Genomic DNA, 16,150 nt, shown 5'->3' on the forward strand with positions numbered 1-16,150 from the left:
TACTCGAGAAAAACACTATGAACAACAAACAAGTCTTACGTGTGGGCATAGGCGGCCCGGTCGGTTCCGGCAAAACCGCGCTGGTGGACGCCTTGTGCAAGAAAATGCGCGATCAATTTCAGATCGGCGTGGTCACCAACGATATTTACACCCGCGAAGACCAGCAGTTTTTGATCCGCAGTCAGGCGCTGCCGGAACAGCGCATTCTGGGGGTGGAAACCGGCGGTTGCCCGCATACCGCCATCCGCGAGGACGCTTCGATGAATCTGGCGGCGGTGGACGAATTGTGCGAACGTTGGCCCGAGCTGGATTTCGTGATGGTGGAAAGCGGCGGCGATAATCTCAGCGCCACCTTCAGCCCGGAACTGGCCGATCTGACCATTTACGTGATCGACGTCTCGGCCGGCGACAAGATTCCGCGCAAGGGCGGCCCCGGCATCACCCGCTCGGATTTATTGGTCATCAACAAAATCGATCTGGCTCCGCATGTCGGCGCCTCGCTGGAGGTGATGAACCGGGACGCTAAAAAAATGCGCGGCGCCCGCCCCTTCGTATTCAGCAATATCAAAACCGGCCAGGGCGTCAACGAAATTGCCAGCTTCATCGTCAATCAGGGCATGCTGGGGAGCTAAGCGCGCGGGCACGATCATTGCTGTAAATTCGACTGAAACGTCGGTTTCGATTTTTTGATCGGTATTTTTTTCACTATCCGGGCGGCGGCAATGGCTATCAGCGTTTTCGATATTTTTAAAATTGGCATAGGCCCTTCGAGTTCGCATACTGTCGGGCCGATGCGGGCGGCCATGGCTTTCGCTGGCAAATTGGAACAGCAAGGCCTGCTGCAAAGCAGCCGGCGGGTCACTGTGGAACTGTTTGGTTCGCTGGGCGCGACCGGCAAGGGCCACGGCAGCGATAAAGCCGTGATGTTGGGATTGGAAGGCGAAGCGCCGGATTTGATCGACCCGGCCGTGATTCCGCACCGCTTGGCGGCGATCCGCGAAAACGGCGGTTTACGCTTGCTGCAACGCCATGCCATAGCCTTCAACGAAAAAACCGATTTGCTGTTTCAGCGCAAGTCCCTACCCTACCATGCCAACGGCATGCGTTTCACCGTTTTCGATGCAACGGGAGCCGAATTGGTGCAAGCCGACTATTATTCGGTCGGCGGTGGCTTTGTGGTTACCGGCCCGGATGCCGCCGCCGACAAAATCACTCACGACGACGCCCGCCTGCCCTACCCCTTCAAAACCGGCGACGGTTTGCTGAAATTATGCGCCGCTCACCGTAAACCCATCAGCGCGCTGATGCTGGATAACGAAAAGGCCTGGCAAAGCGAAAGCAAAATTAGGGAAAACCTGCTGCATATCTGGCGTGTCATGCAGGCTTGCGTCGAACGCGGCCTGCGCGAAGAAGGCACCCTGCCGGGCGGTATGAAGGTCAGGCGGCGGGCCGCCAATTTATACCGGCAACTCAGCGGCGAAATCCCTCGGCTGACGCCCAGCCTGCCGGTCGGCACCATGGAATGGGTGAATCTGTTTGCGCTGGCGGTCAGCGAGGAAAATGCCGCCGGCGGCCGGGTGGTGACGGCGCCGACCAACGGCGCCGCCGGCATCATTCCGGCGGTGCTGCATTATTACTGGCGCTTTTGCGACGGTGCCGACGAAGACGGCGTGATCCGGTTTTTATTGACGGCGGCGGCCATAGCGATTTTGTATAAGGAAAACGCCTCGCTGTCCGGGGCTGAAGTCGGCTGCCAGGGAGAAGTCGGCGTTGCCTGTTCGATGGCCGCTGGCGCCTTGGCGGAAGTATTGGGCGGCAGCCCGGAACAAGTGGAAAACGCCGCCGAAATCGGCATGGAACATAATCTGGGGCTGACCTGCGACCCAGTCGGCGGCTTGGTGCAAGTGCCCTGCATCGAGCGTAATGCCATGGGCGCGGTCAAGGCCATCAACGCGGCGCGAATTGCCTTGCGCGGCGACGGCAGTCACTTCGTATCGCTGGACAAAGTCATCAAGACCATGCGGGAAACCGGCGCCGACATGAAAACCAAATACAAGGAAACCTCGCGCGGCGGTCTGGCGGTCAATTTGATCGAATGCTGAAAATCAGGCCTGTTGCAGCAGCGGCTTTTCCAAGATGACGCCGCTGCTTTCCACCCGGTTGCGGCCGTTGTGCTTGGCTTTGTAGAGGGCCGCGTCGGCGGCATGTATCAATTGAGCGGCCGTTTCCGCCACGCTGTGTTTGTGGCTGAGTTTGCTGTCGAAAGTCGCCACGCCGATGGAGATGCTGACCGGAATGGCGCGGCCGTTATATTCGATAGGCAAACCGGCAATACTGCCGCGTATGCGCTCGGCAATTTCCTCGGAGATGTTTTCGCCGCTGCCGGACAACAGCGCTACAAATTCCTCGCCGCCGTAGCGCGACAACACGTCGTTGCTGCGCAGTTGTTTTTTGATGGCCGCCGCCACCAAGGCCAACACGTGGTCGCCGGCCTGATGGCCGAAATTGTCGTTAATGCGCTTGAAATAATCGATATCCAGAAACAGGCAGGACAGGGGTTGGCGGTTGCGCAGGCCGCGGTCTATTTCTTCGTCGATACGCTGTTCCAGAAAACGCCGATTGTTGACGCCGGTTAAGGGGTCTATCAGGCTGGTGCGACGCATGGTCTCGAAATTCAGGGTATTTTCCAGGCAGATACTCAACACCGAAGCCAGATGTTCGATAAAGTCGGTGGCCATGGTGCGAATGAAACGGTCCTGACGGAAACTGCCCAGATTCAATGAACCCAGATATTTACCGCGCCGCACCAAGGGAGCCAGTATTACCGACGACGGCCTTTCGGTTTCGCCGGGGAAAAACGGTTCGTAGTTTTCCGGGTGGTAGATGCCCAGCAACGGCCGGTGGGTGTAGTCGAAAAACTTTTTGAACAGGCCGTCGTCGTTGACCAGCACAAGGCCTTTTCGATTTTGGTAGGGATAATGGTCGCTACTTAAGTAGGCCGCGATTTCCTGGGTAGGGTCGAACAAAAACAGGCTGACGATTTCCAGATCGAACAGGGATTTACTTTCATCCAATATGTAATCGATCATCTCTGTCAGGGTACTCAGCCCCAACAAGCGCATTTCGAAGGCTTGCAGGCGTTTTAAAGTCAGGCTGTTATGTTGCACCCGGGTCAGCATGCCGTCTAAATGGCTTTGCAGAACCCGCAAGTCGGCTGTGATATCTTCGTCCAATGTTTCAGTCTCGACGGAAATTACTGATGCATTAAGGTTAGCAGCAATCTGAAAATCTGCCCGCTCCCGGCAAGTGCGGGGCCGAACGCTGAAGGGAAGAATCAGGCGGGGCAAGCTGGGCTGCCGGCGACAAAGATGTCGCCGGCGAGGTGTTCCCGTCCTCCCGTCGGCGGGCAAGCTCGCCGCCGGAGCTTTCTGTCAGGCTTCGGAATGATGCCAGCCCTTCATGACGCTTAAGCTACCTGATCGGCCTTTTCCTGAAAACTGGGGATTTGATTAAAATTCAGGTAACGGTAAGTATCGGCGCTGGTTTCGTCGATGCTGGCGGCGTATTGCAGGTATTCCGCAACGGTGGGAATTTTGCCCAACAGGGAACACACCGCAGCCAATTCCGCCGACGCCAGATAGACATTGGCGCCGTTGCCGAGACGGTTGGGAAAGTTTCGGGTCGAGGTGGAAACCACGGTCGAGCCTTCCGCCACCCTGGCCTGATTACCCATGCACAGCGAGCAACCTGGCATTTCGGTGCGGGCACCGACCTTGCCGAAGGTGCCGTAATAGCCCTCTTCCACCAATTGATTTTGATCCATTTTGGTGGGTGGCGCCACCCACAGGCGGGTCGGCAAGGCGCCGGCTTTTTCCAGCAATTTGCCGGCGGCGCGGAAGTGGCCGATGTTGGTCATGCAGGAACCGATGAACACCTCGTCGATTTTGGTGCCGGCCACTTCGGACAAGGGTTTGATGTCATCCGGGTCGTTGGGGCAAGCCATTAAAGGTTCGGTGATCTGGTTCAGGTCGATTTCGATGATTTCCGCATATTCCGCGTCGCTATCGGCTTCCAGCAGTACCGGTTTTGCCAACCAATCCTGCATGGCCTTGATGCGGCGTTGTATGGTTCTGGCATCGCCGTAGCCTTCCGCAATCATCCATTTCAACAGGGTAATGTTGGAATTAAGGTATTCGCGAATCGGCGCTTCGTTCAGCTTGATGGTGCAGCCGCCGGCCGAGCGTTCGGCCGAGGCGTCGGACAATTCGAAGGCCTGTTCGACTTTCAAATCCGGCAAGCCCTCGATTTCCAGAATGCGCCCGGAAAATACGTTCTTTTTGCCCTGCTTGGCCACGGTCAGCAAACCACGCTGAATGGCCGCGTAAGGAATCGCATTCACCAAGTCGCGCAAGGTAATGCCGGGTTGCATTTGGCCCTTGAAGCGCACCAGTACCGATTCCGGCATATCCAGCGGCATCACGCCGGTGGCGGCGGCAAACGCCACCAGACCGGAACCGGCCGGAAAGGAAATACCGATCGGAAAACGGGTATGCGAATCGCCGCCGGTGCCGACCGTATCCGGCAGCAGCATGCGGTTCAGCCAGGAGTGAATCACGCCGTCGCCGGGGCGCAAGGACACGCCGCCGCGAGTCATGATGAAATCCGGCAGAGTGTGCTGCATTTTTACATCCACCGGTTTCGGATAAGCAGCGGTATGGCAAAAGGACTGCATCACCAGGTCGGCGGAAAAGCCCAGGCAGGCCAGGTCTTTCAATTCGTCGCGGGTCATGGGGCCGGTGGTGTCTTGCGAGCCGACCGTGGTCATGCGCGGTTCGCAATAACTGCCGGGCCGCACGCCGGGTAAACCGCAGGCCTGACCGACGATTTTTTGCGCCAGTGTGTAGCCCTTGCCGGTATCGGCCACCGCCGCCAGTTGGCGAAATACGGCCGAGGCCGGCAAGCCCAGGGCCTTGCGCGCCCTGTCCGTCAATCCACGGCCTATAATCAACGGAATCCGGCCGCCGGCCCGCACTTCGTCCAGTATCACTTCGGTTTTGAGTTGAAACTCGCAGACCACTTCATCGCTGTCATGGCGTTTAATCAGACCGAGGTAGGGATAAATGTCGATCACATCCCCCATTTGCATGGTTGTGACGTCGCACTCGATAGGCAGCGCGCCGGAATCTTCCATGGTGTTGAAAAAAATCGGGGCTATCTTGCCGCCGATGCAGACACCGCCGGCTCGTTTATTGGGGATATGGGGAATATCGTCGCCCATGAACCACAACACCGAGTTGGTGGCGGATTTGCGCGACGAGCCGGTGCCGACAACGTCTCCGACGTAAGCCACCGGAAAGCCCTTGGCTTTCAATTCGGCGATCTGTTGCTCTGCGTTGACGATGCCTTCGCGCGGCATTTTCAGCATGGCCTTGGCATGCAGCGGAATGTCCGGCCGCGACCAGGCATCCGGCGCCGGCGACAGGTCGTCGGTGTTGGTTTCGCCGCTGACTTTAAACACCGTGACGGTGAGTTTTTCCGGCACTTCCGGTTTGGCGGTAAACCATTCGGCATCGGCCCAGGATTGCAGCACCTGTTTCGCATGCGCATTGCCGGCCTCGGCCTTTTCCTGTACGTCATGGAAGGCGTCGAAGATCAGCAAAATATGCGGCAGCGCCTTGGCGGCAAGCGGCGCCAAGGCGGCATGATCCAATAGCTCGATCAAGGGCGCGATGTTGTAACCGCCCAGCATGGTACCCAACAATTCGGTGGCTTTTTCGGCGGAAACGATGGGCGATACCGCCACACCCTTGGCCACATCGGCCAAAAATGCGGCCTTGACATAGGCGGCTTCGTCGACGCCGGCCGGCACCCGTTCCGCCAGCAGCTCCAGTAAAAAGGCCTCTTCGCCGGCCGGCGGCTTTTTCAATAACTCGACCAGAGCTGAAACCTGTCCGGCATCCAGCGGTTTGGGAACGATGCCTTCGGCGGCCCGTTCGGCTACGTGTTTTCGGTATTCTTCTAACATGAGCTTAATCCTGCAAATAACGGCCACTGGAATCCGGCGGCCGGTAACAATAATTAAATGGGGTGGCTTTCGCGTTGAAGCGATTGCTGTTCCAGCAAAAACGCCCGAACATCCTCGTTTTCAACCCGATCGTAAATCTCGGCCACGGTCAGCGTAATATCCACGGATTGGAAGAATACCTCGTCACCGAGAAAATAGTGATTGGACACCCAGCCTTCGCTGCGGCGGCAAACTTCTACATCGACGATGTCCTGTTCGATCAGCACGTATTCCAGCAAACTGGGCAAACTCTGGTATAGACGCCGCTTAAGGGTTTCGTCCATGCGCCGCGTGGATTTGGATAACACTTCAACCAGCAACCTAGGTGCATCGCTGTAATATTCGTGCGGCTGACTCTCTTCGCAAACCACCATCGCATCGGGATAAAAAAAATGATTTCCTACTTTGACTTTCAGATCGGAGCTAAACGCTTCACAGGATTTTCCACGCAATTGGTTGCGGAATTCAGCCGCGATGTTCAACGCAATCCGCTCATGATTTCGACTAGCACCGGACATGGCATACACGGCGCCATCGATATATTCATGTTTGATATCGCTCAGCAATTCGCCCGCAAGATAGTCGTCAATACTGATCCATGCATCTTGACCCTTTTGCCGCGGACTCATGCTAACCTCCGATTCTTGGTAGTTCCACTCAAACCGATAATACCTTACGCCATCGCATCGACGATGGCCTGCCCCATTTCCTTGGTACCGCAGTTGCTATTCGGATTCAAGTCGGGCGTGACGTATTTGCCCTCGTTCACCACTTTTTCGATCGCGTGCAGCATGCGCATGCCGGCTTCGTGCTCGCCCAAATGGTTCAGCATCATCACCCCGGCCATCATTACGGCGGTAGGGTTAGCGATGTTTTTGCCGGCAATATCCGGAGCGCTGCCGTGCACGGCTTCAAACAAGGCTGCGTCCTTGCCGATATTGGCGCCCGGAATCAGCCCCAGTCCGCCCACCAAGCCGGCGGTCAGATCGGACAAAATATCGCCGAACATATTGGTGGTGACCACCACATCGAATTGCTCGGGCTTCATCACCATGTGCATGCAGGCGGCATCGATGATTTTTTCATCGAATTCAATTTGCGGGAATTTTTTGGCCACTTCACGGGCAGTATTTAAAAACAGACCCTGGGTAAATTTGAGGATATTGGCTTTATGGCAAACCGTAACCTTTTTGCGGTCATTATCGATGGCGTATTTGAAGGCATATTCAACGATGCGCTCGGAACTGTCCTTGGTCACCACGGCCAGACTTTCGGCGATGTCTTTTTGCGGCGTCAGATAATGTTCCAGCCCAACGTATAAACCCTGGGTATTTTCCCGCACCACCACGATGTCGACATTGTCGTAACGGGTTTTCACGCCGGGCCAGCTTTTGGCCGGACGCACATTGGCATAAAGATCGTATTTTTTACGCAACTCCACGTTGATGCTTCTGAAGCCTTCGCCGACCATGGTGGTCAACGGCCCCTTGAATGCCAGCCGGGTTTGGTCTATGGATTCCATGGTGGCGTCGGGTAGGGGATTGCCGGTTTTTTCGTACGCAGCCATGCCAGCGTCCGCTTCGATCCAATTAATTTTGGCGCCCGATGCATCGATGACCGCAACCGCGGCATCCATGATCGATGGCCCGATCCCATCACCTTTAATCAACGTGACGTTGTGCATTCACTCTCTCCTGGGTGTATTTAAAGTTTAATGATAACAGTTTCCCATCCGGCGGGCAGCCGCGTGCTTTGGCTACACTCGCAAGGAATGTAAAAGTTGCCATCGACCGGAACTGAATATTTAGCAATTTCAATACCAGAAAATCAGCTTTTATCCTCGGCCATATAGCGTGCCGGATTTATCGAAAACCGATTTTTTTGCACCAAGCTCGATTGTTACACGTCCTTTATGGTGCATGGTTAGCCGTCAAGCCCATTGTTGGCTAAAATGCACAACGACCCCAACAAGCCCGCATTACCGGCGCGAGCAAACCACTATTCGAAAGCATCGAAAAATGAAAACGATTTATAAGAATTCCGCCGCCACTGAAGGCCTTGTCCTGGCTCCGTGGCGCGAAAAACTGAATGAAGTGATTTTCGGTTCGGAAACCGCCGCCGGACGCAATTTCGATCTTACTTTGATCGTATTGATAGTACTCAGTACGCTGGTGGTTATCGTCGACAGCGTCGAAGAATTTCACGACCGCCATGCCCTTATCCTGGACTCGTTGGAATGGCTGTTTACCCTGCTGTTCAGCCTGGAATATGTGTTACGGTTATTGTGCGTCAGACAACCGTGGCTATACATGCGCAGTTTCTACGGCTTGGTGGATTTTTTATCCATTTTGCCGAGTTATGTGGGCTTGTTCTTTCCTGGTGTGCAATACACCAGCGTGGTGCGTATTTTGCGTTTGCTGCGCATTTTTCGGATCCTGAAACTGTCGGTTTATCTCAACGAAGCCAACCTGCTGAAAACCGCGCTGTTCAATTCCAGTAAAAAAATCATGGTGTTTCTTTACACGGTATTGACGCTGGTGGTGATCTGCGGGGCCTTGATGTACGTGATAGAAGGCAAGGAAGCCGGTTACAGCTCAATCCCGGTAAGCATGTATTGGGCCATAGTCACCTTGACCACGGTGGGTTACGGCGACATTGCTCCGCAAACGCCGCTGGGGCAAATCACGGCATCCTTCATCATGATCATGGGCTACGGCATCATTGCGGTGCCCACCGGCATTTACGGCGCCGAATTGATCAAAACCGTCAACGAGGCGAATCTCTCGAACGAGGCCTGTCCGGATTGCGGCGGCATCGGCCACGACATAGACGCCAACTTTTGCAAATATTGCGGCCACGATCTCGGCGATCTGCCCTCTCATCATTGAACAGCCAAGCGCGTCGCTCAAGCACAGACCTTGCAAACCAGATGCACGCGGGCGGCGGAATTCATCAGAGATTTTGTATGTTTCCGCTCCCCGAGCTGAAAATTGTTGTATAAAGTCAAAAACCCAACCGCAACCCGTTATTCCGTGTTGAAATTTTAAGTATCCGCCTATCCGATCGAATCCCATGAAAACTTCCGGCTTGAAAAAACTGTCGATCAACCTTGGCCTGATGCTGCCGATTGTGTTGTTTTTAGTCTTTTCCGCCCGACCGAACCCCACGACCGCCGAGGAAACCGACACCGGGAACGATGCCGATAACGCCATAGCGGCCTTGCTGGAAGGCAGACAAAACCATTTGTTGGCCAAAGCCGATTTTTCCAAGCATGCCGATGTGCTGAGCGATCTTTACCGCTTGAATAACAACCAACTGCTGTGGCTCGGCGAGACGCGCGCGGAAACCAATATCGAGCAGGCGTTGGCCATGCTCGGCAGCGCGGACCAGGAAGGTCTGGATCCCGTCGATTACGACACCGAAGCGCTGAAGGTCAATTTGCCACTGGCGCTGACGTTGCCGCAAACCTCCATCGACGAGCTTGCCAAATTCGATACCGCTTTATCCATAGCCTTGGTGCGCTACGCCAGCGATTTGCATCATGGCCGCGTCAACCCGCAACAACTTAGGTATCCAACACCATTCGGCAACAAGGCCGCCATCGGTCTGGCGGATTTGATCAAAAAAGCGCTGGACAATCGCCAATTGGCTGAATTGCCGGGGCAACTGCAACCCAAGTTCAAACAATATCAGCAACTTAAAAACATTCTGGCGACTTTTCGCGCGGCCCCCGCCGATGCGGACCATGAAACCCTGGTTTTCCAAAAACCGCTGCGCCCCGGCGAAAACCACCCGCAAATGGCGCAACTGCATGAGCGCCTGATTACGCTGGGTGCCCTGCCGGATCGGGAACACGGCAAACCGGCGGAAAAAACCTACAACAAGGTTCTGCAGGAAGGCGTAAAAAACTTCCAACGGGAAAACGGTTTGAAAGCCGACGGCGTAATCGGCGACGAAACCGCCGCCAGACTCAATCAATCCCTACGGCAAAAAATTTCCCGGATAGAACTAGCTATGGAGCGTTTACGTTGGCTGCCCGACGACATCGCCGGACCGATGATTATCGTCAATATACCGGCATTCCAGTTGTGGGCCTTCAATTCGCCGGACGATTCCGACATATTGAACATGAAGGTCATCGTCGGCAAGGCCCTGAAAAACCAGACCCCGGTGCTGTTCGAGGAAATGAAATATCTGGAATTCATGCCTTATTGGAACATCCCCAAAAGCATCATGGACAAGGAAATTCTGCCCAAGCTGTATACCGACTTCAGTTATCTGCAAAATCAGGACATTGAATTGGTACAGCGTTCGGCGTCCGACAAAACGGAGTCCTGGGATAACATCTTCGACGACATTCGACGCGGGCGGGTACGGGCCAGACAGCGGCCCGGCAAGCGAAATCCCTTGGGCAAGGTGAAGTTCATTTTTCCAAACAAGGAAGACGTCTATCTGCACGATACTTCCACCCACAGCCTGTTCAGCCGCAGCCGACGCGATTTCAGCCATGGCTGCGTCAGAGTGGCGGAAGCGGAAAAACTGGCGGAATTCGTGTTGACCAACCAACCCGAATCCAGTTGGGACAGCACGGCCATTCAGGAAGCAATGTCCGGCTCGAAAACCCGCCGCGTGACCCTGAAAAAACCCATCCCGGTGTTGTTTTTCTATGCCACCACCTTTGTGGATCACAACAACCAAATCCACTTTTACCGAGACATTTACGAGCAGGACGCGGCTTTGGAAAAAGCGCTGGGCAAATTCCCGAATTCCGAAAACGACAGCTTGCTGACCGCGAAAAACACCACCTCCAGCTAAACAGCGCCATCGGAATCATTTAACCTGGCGGCTTGCCGAATAAAAGCGCTTCGGCAAGCCTCGGTCGCCAAACCGGCCCGCCTGTCCATTCGCTGGGCCGGCAAAACTAACGATTGCTTCCCTTATCCCAAAAAAATATAATCGCGGCTTTTTTAAAATCGTTCGGCTTTTTTAACTTACATCAAAAACTCAGCAAAATGACCTCCCATATCATGCCCACATATGCCCGGCAGGCAGTTACTTTCGATCGCGGCGAGGGTGCGTGGCTGTGGGACAGCAACGGCAAGCAATATCTGGATGCCTTGGCCGGCATCGCGGTGTGTAACCTCGGCCATGCTCACCCCTCCGTATCCCGGGCTTTATGCCATCAAAGCCAAACCTTGATTCATACCTCGAATCTATACGGCGTTAAGTTGCAAGCCGAATTGGCGGATCATTTATGCCGACTGAGCGGCATGGACAACGTGTTTTTTTGCAATTCCGGCGCGGAAGCCAACGAAGCAGCGATTAAAATCGCCCGTAAATACGCGCATCAGCAAGGCATCGAGGCACCGGTCATCATCACGCTGGAAAAAAGCTTTCACGGCCGCACCATGGGCTCGCTGAGCGCAACCGGCAACAGCAAGGTCAAGCAAGGTTTCGCTCCGCTGCTGCCGGGTTTTGTCCACGTGCCGTATAACGATATCGAGGCTATCCTTGCCGCCATACGCCTGGACAAAAACATCGTGGCAATTCTGGTGGAGCCCATTCAGGGCGAGGGTGGCGTCAACATCCCCGCCGCCGATTACCTGAATCAAATCCGCGCCATCTGCGACCGGCACGGGTTGCTGATGATGCTGGACGAAATCCAGACCGGTATCGGTCGGACCGGCCGGTTTTTGGCCTATCAGCATAACGATATCCTACCTGACGTCTGTACGCTGGCCAAGGCGCTCGGCAACGGCGTACCGATAGGTGCCTGCATGGCGCGCGGCAAGGCCGCCGGCATTTTGACCGCCGGCAACCACGGCTCCACGTTCGGCGGCAGCCCGCTGGCGTGTAGCGCGGCTCTGGCGGTCTTGGAAACCTTGAGTTCCACCGATCTGATTGCCGATGCCGTCCGCAAGGGAAAACGCATTTGCGACGTACTGAGCCAACTGCTTGAGGGCCACCCGCATATCGTCTCCATTCGTCATCTAGGCCTGATGATAGGTATCGAGCTGGACACGCCATGTACCGAACTGGTCGGCAAAGCCCTGGCAAAAGGCTTATTGATCAACGTCACGGCCGACAGCACCATACGTCTGTTGCCGCCGCTGGTGATCGACGACGCACAGATAGAATTACTCACGGATACATTGTCCGTGCTTATAAAAGAACACATTCATTAGTGAACCTATGCAACCCAGACACTTTACCAGCCTGCTGGATTTGAGCAGCAGCGAATTAAGGCAACTGATTCATCGGGCCATCGAATTAAAAGCCCACCGCGACCCCGATTATCAACCGCTGAAAGGCAAGGTACTGGCCATGGTGTTCGAGAAATCGTCCACCCGCACCCGGATTTCCTTCGAAGCGGGAATGGCGCAATTCGGCGGCAGCGCGATATTTTTATCGCCGCGCGATACCCAACTGGGCCGCGGGGAGCCGCTGGAAGACAGCGCCAAGGTCATCTCCAGCATGGTCGATTGCATCATGCTGCGCACCAACGAACACGATACCGTTACCACTTTCGCCGAATACTCGCGGGTTCCGGTCATCAACGGCCTGACCGATTTGCTGCATCCCTGCCAATTGTTGGCCGACATGCAGACTTATTTCGAACACCGTGGCGACATCGCCGGCAAAACCGTGGCCTGGATAGGCGACGGCAACAACATGTGCCATTCCTATATCAACGCCGCCCGCCAATTCGATTTTAAGCTGAACATCGCCAGCCCGGCCGACTACGGGCCGCTGCCAAGCATCGCCGATGCGGCGGCCGACAGGGTGGCGTTTTTCGATACGCCGGCCCTGGCGGCGCAACAAGCCGATTTGGTGGTCACGGATGTCTGGGCCAGCATGGGCCAGGAGAGCGAACAGAAAAAACGCGAATACGCTTTCCGGACTTTTCAAGTCAATCAAGACGTAATGCAAGCTGCCCATCCCGACGCTCTGTTCATGCACTGCCTGCCGGCCCATCGCGGCGAGGAAGTGACGGCGGAGGTCATAGACGGCCCGCAAAGCGTCATATTCGACGAGGCCGAAAACCGCCTGCATGCGCAAAAAGCCCTGCTGGAATTTCTTATACGCCCGTAATTTCGCTAGAATCCATCGTTCGATCAGTTGATGAAGAGTACCTCCGTGAAAAAATCCATCGCCAGTTTTATTGTATTCGTTGCAACCTGCGGTCTGGCGCAGGCCAAAACCGGTTACGTGACGGATAGCATCGATATTCCGCTACGCAGCGGCGAGAGCGAGCGGAGCAAAATCGTCAAAATGCTCCCAAACGGCATGGCGCTGACTTTGTTGGGCGACAATACCGAAAACGGTTACACCTATGTGCAAGCCGCCAATGGCGCGGAAGGTTATATTCTGACCCGTTACATCAGCCACGAACCCATCAGCCGCAGCCAACTGGAAGCGGCCACCAAGAAACTGGAAGCGCTGCAGGAAGAAAACAAGGCGCTCAAAATCGCGCAAACCGACGGTCAACAGATCAGCAAGGAACGCGACAGGCTCAACAGCGAGCTGACCGAGTTGCAGCAAACCGCCGCCAACGCGATTCAACTGAAGCAACAACGCGATCAACTGCAGGAGCGCGTCGTCACCGTGGAACGGGAACTGCAGCAACTGAAGCGCGAAAATCAGGCCCTGACCGACAACACCAACCAGGACTGGTTTTTGTACGGCGGAGGCCTGTCGTTGTTCGGTGTGCTGCTGGGTTTTATTCTGCCAAAACTAAGCTGGCGGCGCCGTTCCGGCGGTTGGGACACTTTTTGATTTTTTAACGGATTCGGCCGCGAGCCAGTCCCGCGGCCAATCAACACTTTTCCAAGCGGCGCCCCAACGCCGCTGATTGCCTTGATTGGAATTACCATGCCCGCATATCGTTCACGTACCACCACCCACGGCCGCAACATGGCGGGCGCCCGCTCCTTATGGCGCGCCACAGGCATGAAAGACGGCGATTTCGACAAGCCTATCATCGCGGTAGCCAACTCCTTCACCCAGTTCGTGCCCGGCCACGTGCATCTGAAGGATCTAGGCCAGCTGGTGGCGCGCGAGATCGAACTGGCCGGCGGCGTGGCCAAGGAATTCAACACCATCGCGGTGGACGACGGCATCGCCATGGGCCACGACGGCATGCTCTACAGTCTGCCCAGCCGCGATCTGATTGCCGACAGCGTCGAATACATGGTCAATGCACATTGCGCCGATGCGCTGGTCTGTATTTCCAATTGCGACAAAATCACGCCGGGTATGCTGATGGCGGCGATGCGCATTAATATTCCGGTGATTTTCGTCTCCGGTGGTCCGATGGAGGCCGGCAAGACAAAACTGGCGGGATCGGAAGAAATCAAGAAGTTGGACTTGATCGACGCCATGGTGATGGCGGCGGACAGCAAAGTGTCCGACAGCGATTTGGCGCAAGTGGAACGTTCCGCTTGCCCGACTTGCGGCTCCTGCTCCGGCATGTTCACCGCCAATTCGATGAACTGTCTGACCGAGGCGCTGGGCTTGTCCTTGCCGGGTAACGGCACGCTAGTCGCCACTCACGCCGACCGCGAACAATTGTTCAAACAAGCCGGCCGCCGCATTGTCGAACTGGCCAAGCAATATTATGAACAAAACGACGCATCGGTGCTGCCGCGGGCGGTCGGCTTCAAAGCCTTCGAAAACGCCATTGCATTGGACATCGCCATGGGCGGCTCGACCAACACCATTTTGCATTTATTGGCCGTTGCCCAAGAAGCCGGCATTGATTTCACGCTGGCCGACATCGACCGCATGTCGCGCGTGGTGCCGCAGTTGTGCAAGGTTGCGCCGAATACCAACAAATACCACATCGAAGACGTACATCGGGCCGGCGGCATCATGGCGATTCTGGCCGAGCTTAACCGGGCCGGTAAACTGCATACCGATGTTCCCACCGTGCACGCCAAAACCCTGGGCGAAGCCTTGGCGCAATGGGATGTGACGGCTAAGCCAAGCGATGAGGTGACAACTTTTTACATGGCCGGCCCCGGCGGCATTCCGACCCAGATAGCCTTCAGCCAGAACGCGCGCTGGCCCAGCCTGGATCTTGATCGCGCCGAAGGCTGTATCCGTTCCTTTGAACATGCTTTCAGCACGGAAGGCGGTCTGGCGGTTCTGCACGGTAACATCGCGCTGGACGGCTGCGTAATCAAGACCGCCGGCGTCGACGACAGTCTGCTGGTATTCGAAGGCACTGCCCATGTGGTGGAATCGCAAGATGAAGCCGTGGAAAACATCCTGAACGACAAGGTCAAGGCCGGCGACGTGGTGGTGGTGCGCTACGAAGGCCCCAAGGGCGGCCCCGGCATGCAGGAAATGCTTTATCCAACCAGCTATATCAAATCCAAGGGTTTGGGCAAGGCCTGCGCGCTGTTGACCGACGGCCGCTTTTCCGGCGGCACCTCCGGCTTGTCTATCGGCCACTGCTCGCCGGAAGCGGCGGCCGGCGGCGCCATCGGTTTGGTGCGCAACGGCGACCGGATTCGCATCGACATTCCCAACCGCGGCATCAATGTATTGGTCAGTGACGAGGAGCTGGCCCAGCGCCGCGCCGAGCAGGATAAATTGGGCTGGAAACCGGCCAAGCCGCGCGCCCGCAAGGTTTCGGTGGCGCTCAAGGCCTATGCCCATTTTGCCACCTCCGCCGACAAGGGCGCGGTGAGGGATTTGTCTAAGCTGGAATAGCGCAAAGCCGAATTAGCCGAACACGCTAGCGCTTATTTCTTCTTATTTGGCCGAAAGTTTGACTTAGGATTCCGTCCCTTTTATGTCCCTAACCTTCTACGGCGGGGAGAGGGTACAGATGCGGAAGTTATTTTGGCGGAATTCCGATACCCTTCGCCACTCAAGTTTCCGCGTCGGTGTGTGGGTCAAGGGCCGCGGTAAATACCTGTATGTGGGATTAGTGACAGTCAAAGCCTTTGCGAACCCCTACTATTCGGCGATTGTGACGTGTAGGGTGGATAAGCCCCGCGCATCCCATGATTGACGGATGCGCTTCGCTTATTCAGCTTATGTTTGTTTTACACCGTTTTGACTAGATACTTAAATTCA

13 protein-coding genes are annotated in these 16,150 nt (G+C 55.7%); 8 read left to right on the forward strand and 5 right to left on the reverse strand.

Annotation, left to right across the window (positions count from 1 at the left end; genetic code table 11):
- Positions 1–17 precede the first annotated feature (17 nt).
- Positions 18–632: an urease accessory protein UreG gene (gene ureG, locus NP590_RS07470; protein ID WP_256601687.1), complete on the forward strand. Its 615-nt coding sequence runs from the start codon at positions 18–20 to the stop codon at positions 630–632.
- Positions 633–646: 14 nt separating this feature from the next.
- On the opposite strand, the gene NP590_RS20580 is transcribed toward ureG, so the two are convergent.
- Positions 647–805, reverse strand: coding sequence for a hypothetical protein (locus tag NP590_RS20580; RefSeq protein WP_256601757.1), 159 nt, complete (start codon positions 803–805; stop codon positions 647–649).
- Between NP590_RS20580 and NP590_RS07480 the strand changes: the two genes are divergently transcribed.
- Positions 759–2,102 (forward strand): L-serine ammonia-lyase, encoded by a 1,344-nt coding sequence (locus tag NP590_RS07480; protein WP_256601753.1) that lies wholly within the window; start codon positions 759–761, stop codon positions 2,100–2,102. The two genes, NP590_RS20580 and NP590_RS07480, sit on opposite strands and share 47 nt — an antisense overlap.
- A gap of 3 nt (positions 2,103–2,105) precedes the next feature.
- Here the strand turns inward: NP590_RS07480 and NP590_RS07485 are convergent, their stop codons facing one another.
- From NP590_RS07485 to NP590_RS07500, 4 genes are all read right to left on the reverse strand, one after another.
- Positions 2,106–3,233, reverse strand: a complete 1,128-nt coding sequence (locus tag NP590_RS07485) for a sensor domain-containing diguanylate cyclase (protein ID WP_256601688.1) — start codon at positions 3,231–3,233, stop codon at positions 2,106–2,108.
- Positions 3,234–3,466: 233 nt separating this feature from the next.
- On the reverse strand, positions 3,467–6,025 hold the full coding sequence (acnB, locus tag NP590_RS07490; RefSeq protein WP_256601689.1) for a bifunctional aconitate hydratase 2/2-methylisocitrate dehydratase: 2,559 nt from the start codon (positions 6,023–6,025) through the stop codon (positions 3,467–3,469).
- A gap of 53 nt (positions 6,026–6,078) precedes the next feature.
- Positions 6,079–6,693, reverse strand: a complete 615-nt coding sequence (locus tag NP590_RS07495; protein ID WP_256601690.1) for a Uma2 family endonuclease — start codon at positions 6,691–6,693, stop codon at positions 6,079–6,081.
- Between the two features lie 44 nt (positions 6,694–6,737).
- Positions 6,738–7,748, reverse strand: coding sequence for an isocitrate/isopropylmalate dehydrogenase family protein (locus tag NP590_RS07500; protein ID WP_256601691.1), 1,011 nt, complete (start codon positions 7,746–7,748; stop codon positions 6,738–6,740).
- Between the two features lie 334 nt (positions 7,749–8,082).
- Here NP590_RS07500 and NP590_RS07505 point away from each other — a divergent pair, with 334 nt between their 5' ends.
- The 6 genes from NP590_RS07505 to ilvD all read left to right on the forward strand — a co-directional run bounded on the left by NP590_RS07505 (position 8,083) and on the right by ilvD (position 15,781).
- Positions 8,083–8,952 carry an ion transporter gene (locus NP590_RS07505; protein WP_256601692.1) on the forward strand — a complete coding sequence of 290 codons (870 nt, stop codon included), beginning with the start codon at positions 8,083–8,085 and terminating at the stop codon, positions 8,950–8,952.
- A gap of 184 nt (positions 8,953–9,136) precedes the next feature.
- Positions 9,137–10,879 carry a L,D-transpeptidase family protein gene (locus NP590_RS07510; RefSeq protein WP_256601693.1) on the forward strand — a complete coding sequence of 581 codons (1,743 nt, stop codon included), beginning with the start codon at positions 9,137–9,139 and terminating at the stop codon, positions 10,877–10,879.
- A 197-nt stretch (positions 10,880–11,076) separates the two neighbouring features.
- On the forward strand, positions 11,077–12,249 hold the full coding sequence (locus NP590_RS07515) for an acetylornithine transaminase (protein WP_256601694.1): 1,173 nt from the start codon (positions 11,077–11,079) through the stop codon (positions 12,247–12,249).
- 7 nt (positions 12,250–12,256) lie between these two features.
- Complete coding sequence (gene argF, locus NP590_RS07520; protein WP_256601695.1) at positions 12,257–13,156, forward strand: ornithine carbamoyltransferase; 900 nt, start codon at positions 12,257–12,259, stop codon at positions 13,154–13,156.
- Between the two features lie 45 nt (positions 13,157–13,201).
- The gene (locus NP590_RS07525; protein ID WP_256601696.1) at positions 13,202–13,840 is read left to right on the forward strand and encodes a TIGR04211 family SH3 domain-containing protein; all 639 of its coding nucleotides are present in this window, start codon (positions 13,202–13,204) and stop codon (positions 13,838–13,840) included.
- A gap of 96 nt (positions 13,841–13,936) precedes the next feature.
- Positions 13,937–15,781, forward strand: a complete 1,845-nt coding sequence (gene ilvD / locus NP590_RS07530; RefSeq protein ID WP_256601697.1) for a dihydroxy-acid dehydratase — start codon at positions 13,937–13,939, stop codon at positions 15,779–15,781.
- Positions 15,782–16,150 lie beyond the last annotated feature (369 nt).

Source organism: Methylomonas subterranea, from assembly GCF_024505185.1.
Classification (GTDB): Bacteria; Pseudomonadota; Gammaproteobacteria; order Methylococcales; family Methylomonadaceae; genus Methylomonas; species Methylomonas subterranea.

What these genes read in the sequence shown, in the direction of transcription:
- ureG (WP_256601687.1), top strand. Translation starts at nt 18, where the DNA reads ATGAACAACAAACAAGTCTTACGTGTGGGCATAGGCGGCCCGGTCGGT.
- NP590_RS20580 (WP_256601757.1), bottom strand. Translation starts at nt 805, where the DNA reads ATGGCCGCCCGCATCGGCCCGACAGTATGCGAACTCGAAGGGCCTATG.
- acnB (WP_256601689.1), bottom strand. Translation starts at nt 6,025, where the DNA reads ATGTTAGAAGAATACCGAAAACACGTAGCCGAACGGGCCGCCGAAGGC.
- NP590_RS07495 (WP_256601690.1), bottom strand. Translation starts at nt 6,693, where the DNA reads ATGAGTCCGCGGCAAAAGGGTCAAGATGCATGGATCAGTATTGACGAC.
- NP590_RS07500 (WP_256601691.1), bottom strand. Translation starts at nt 7,748, where the DNA reads ATGCACAACGTCACGTTGATTAAAGGTGATGGGATCGGGCCATCGATC.
- NP590_RS07505 (WP_256601692.1), top strand. Translation starts at nt 8,083, where the DNA reads ATGAAAACGATTTATAAGAATTCCGCCGCCACTGAAGGCCTTGTCCTG.
- NP590_RS07510 (WP_256601693.1), top strand. Translation starts at nt 9,137, where the DNA reads ATGAAAACTTCCGGCTTGAAAAAACTGTCGATCAACCTTGGCCTGATG.
- NP590_RS07515 (WP_256601694.1), top strand. Translation starts at nt 11,077, where the DNA reads ATGACCTCCCATATCATGCCCACATATGCCCGGCAGGCAGTTACTTTC.
- argF (WP_256601695.1), top strand. Translation starts at nt 12,257, where the DNA reads ATGCAACCCAGACACTTTACCAGCCTGCTGGATTTGAGCAGCAGCGAA.
- ilvD (WP_256601697.1), top strand. Translation starts at nt 13,937, where the DNA reads ATGCCCGCATATCGTTCACGTACCACCACCCACGGCCGCAACATGGCG.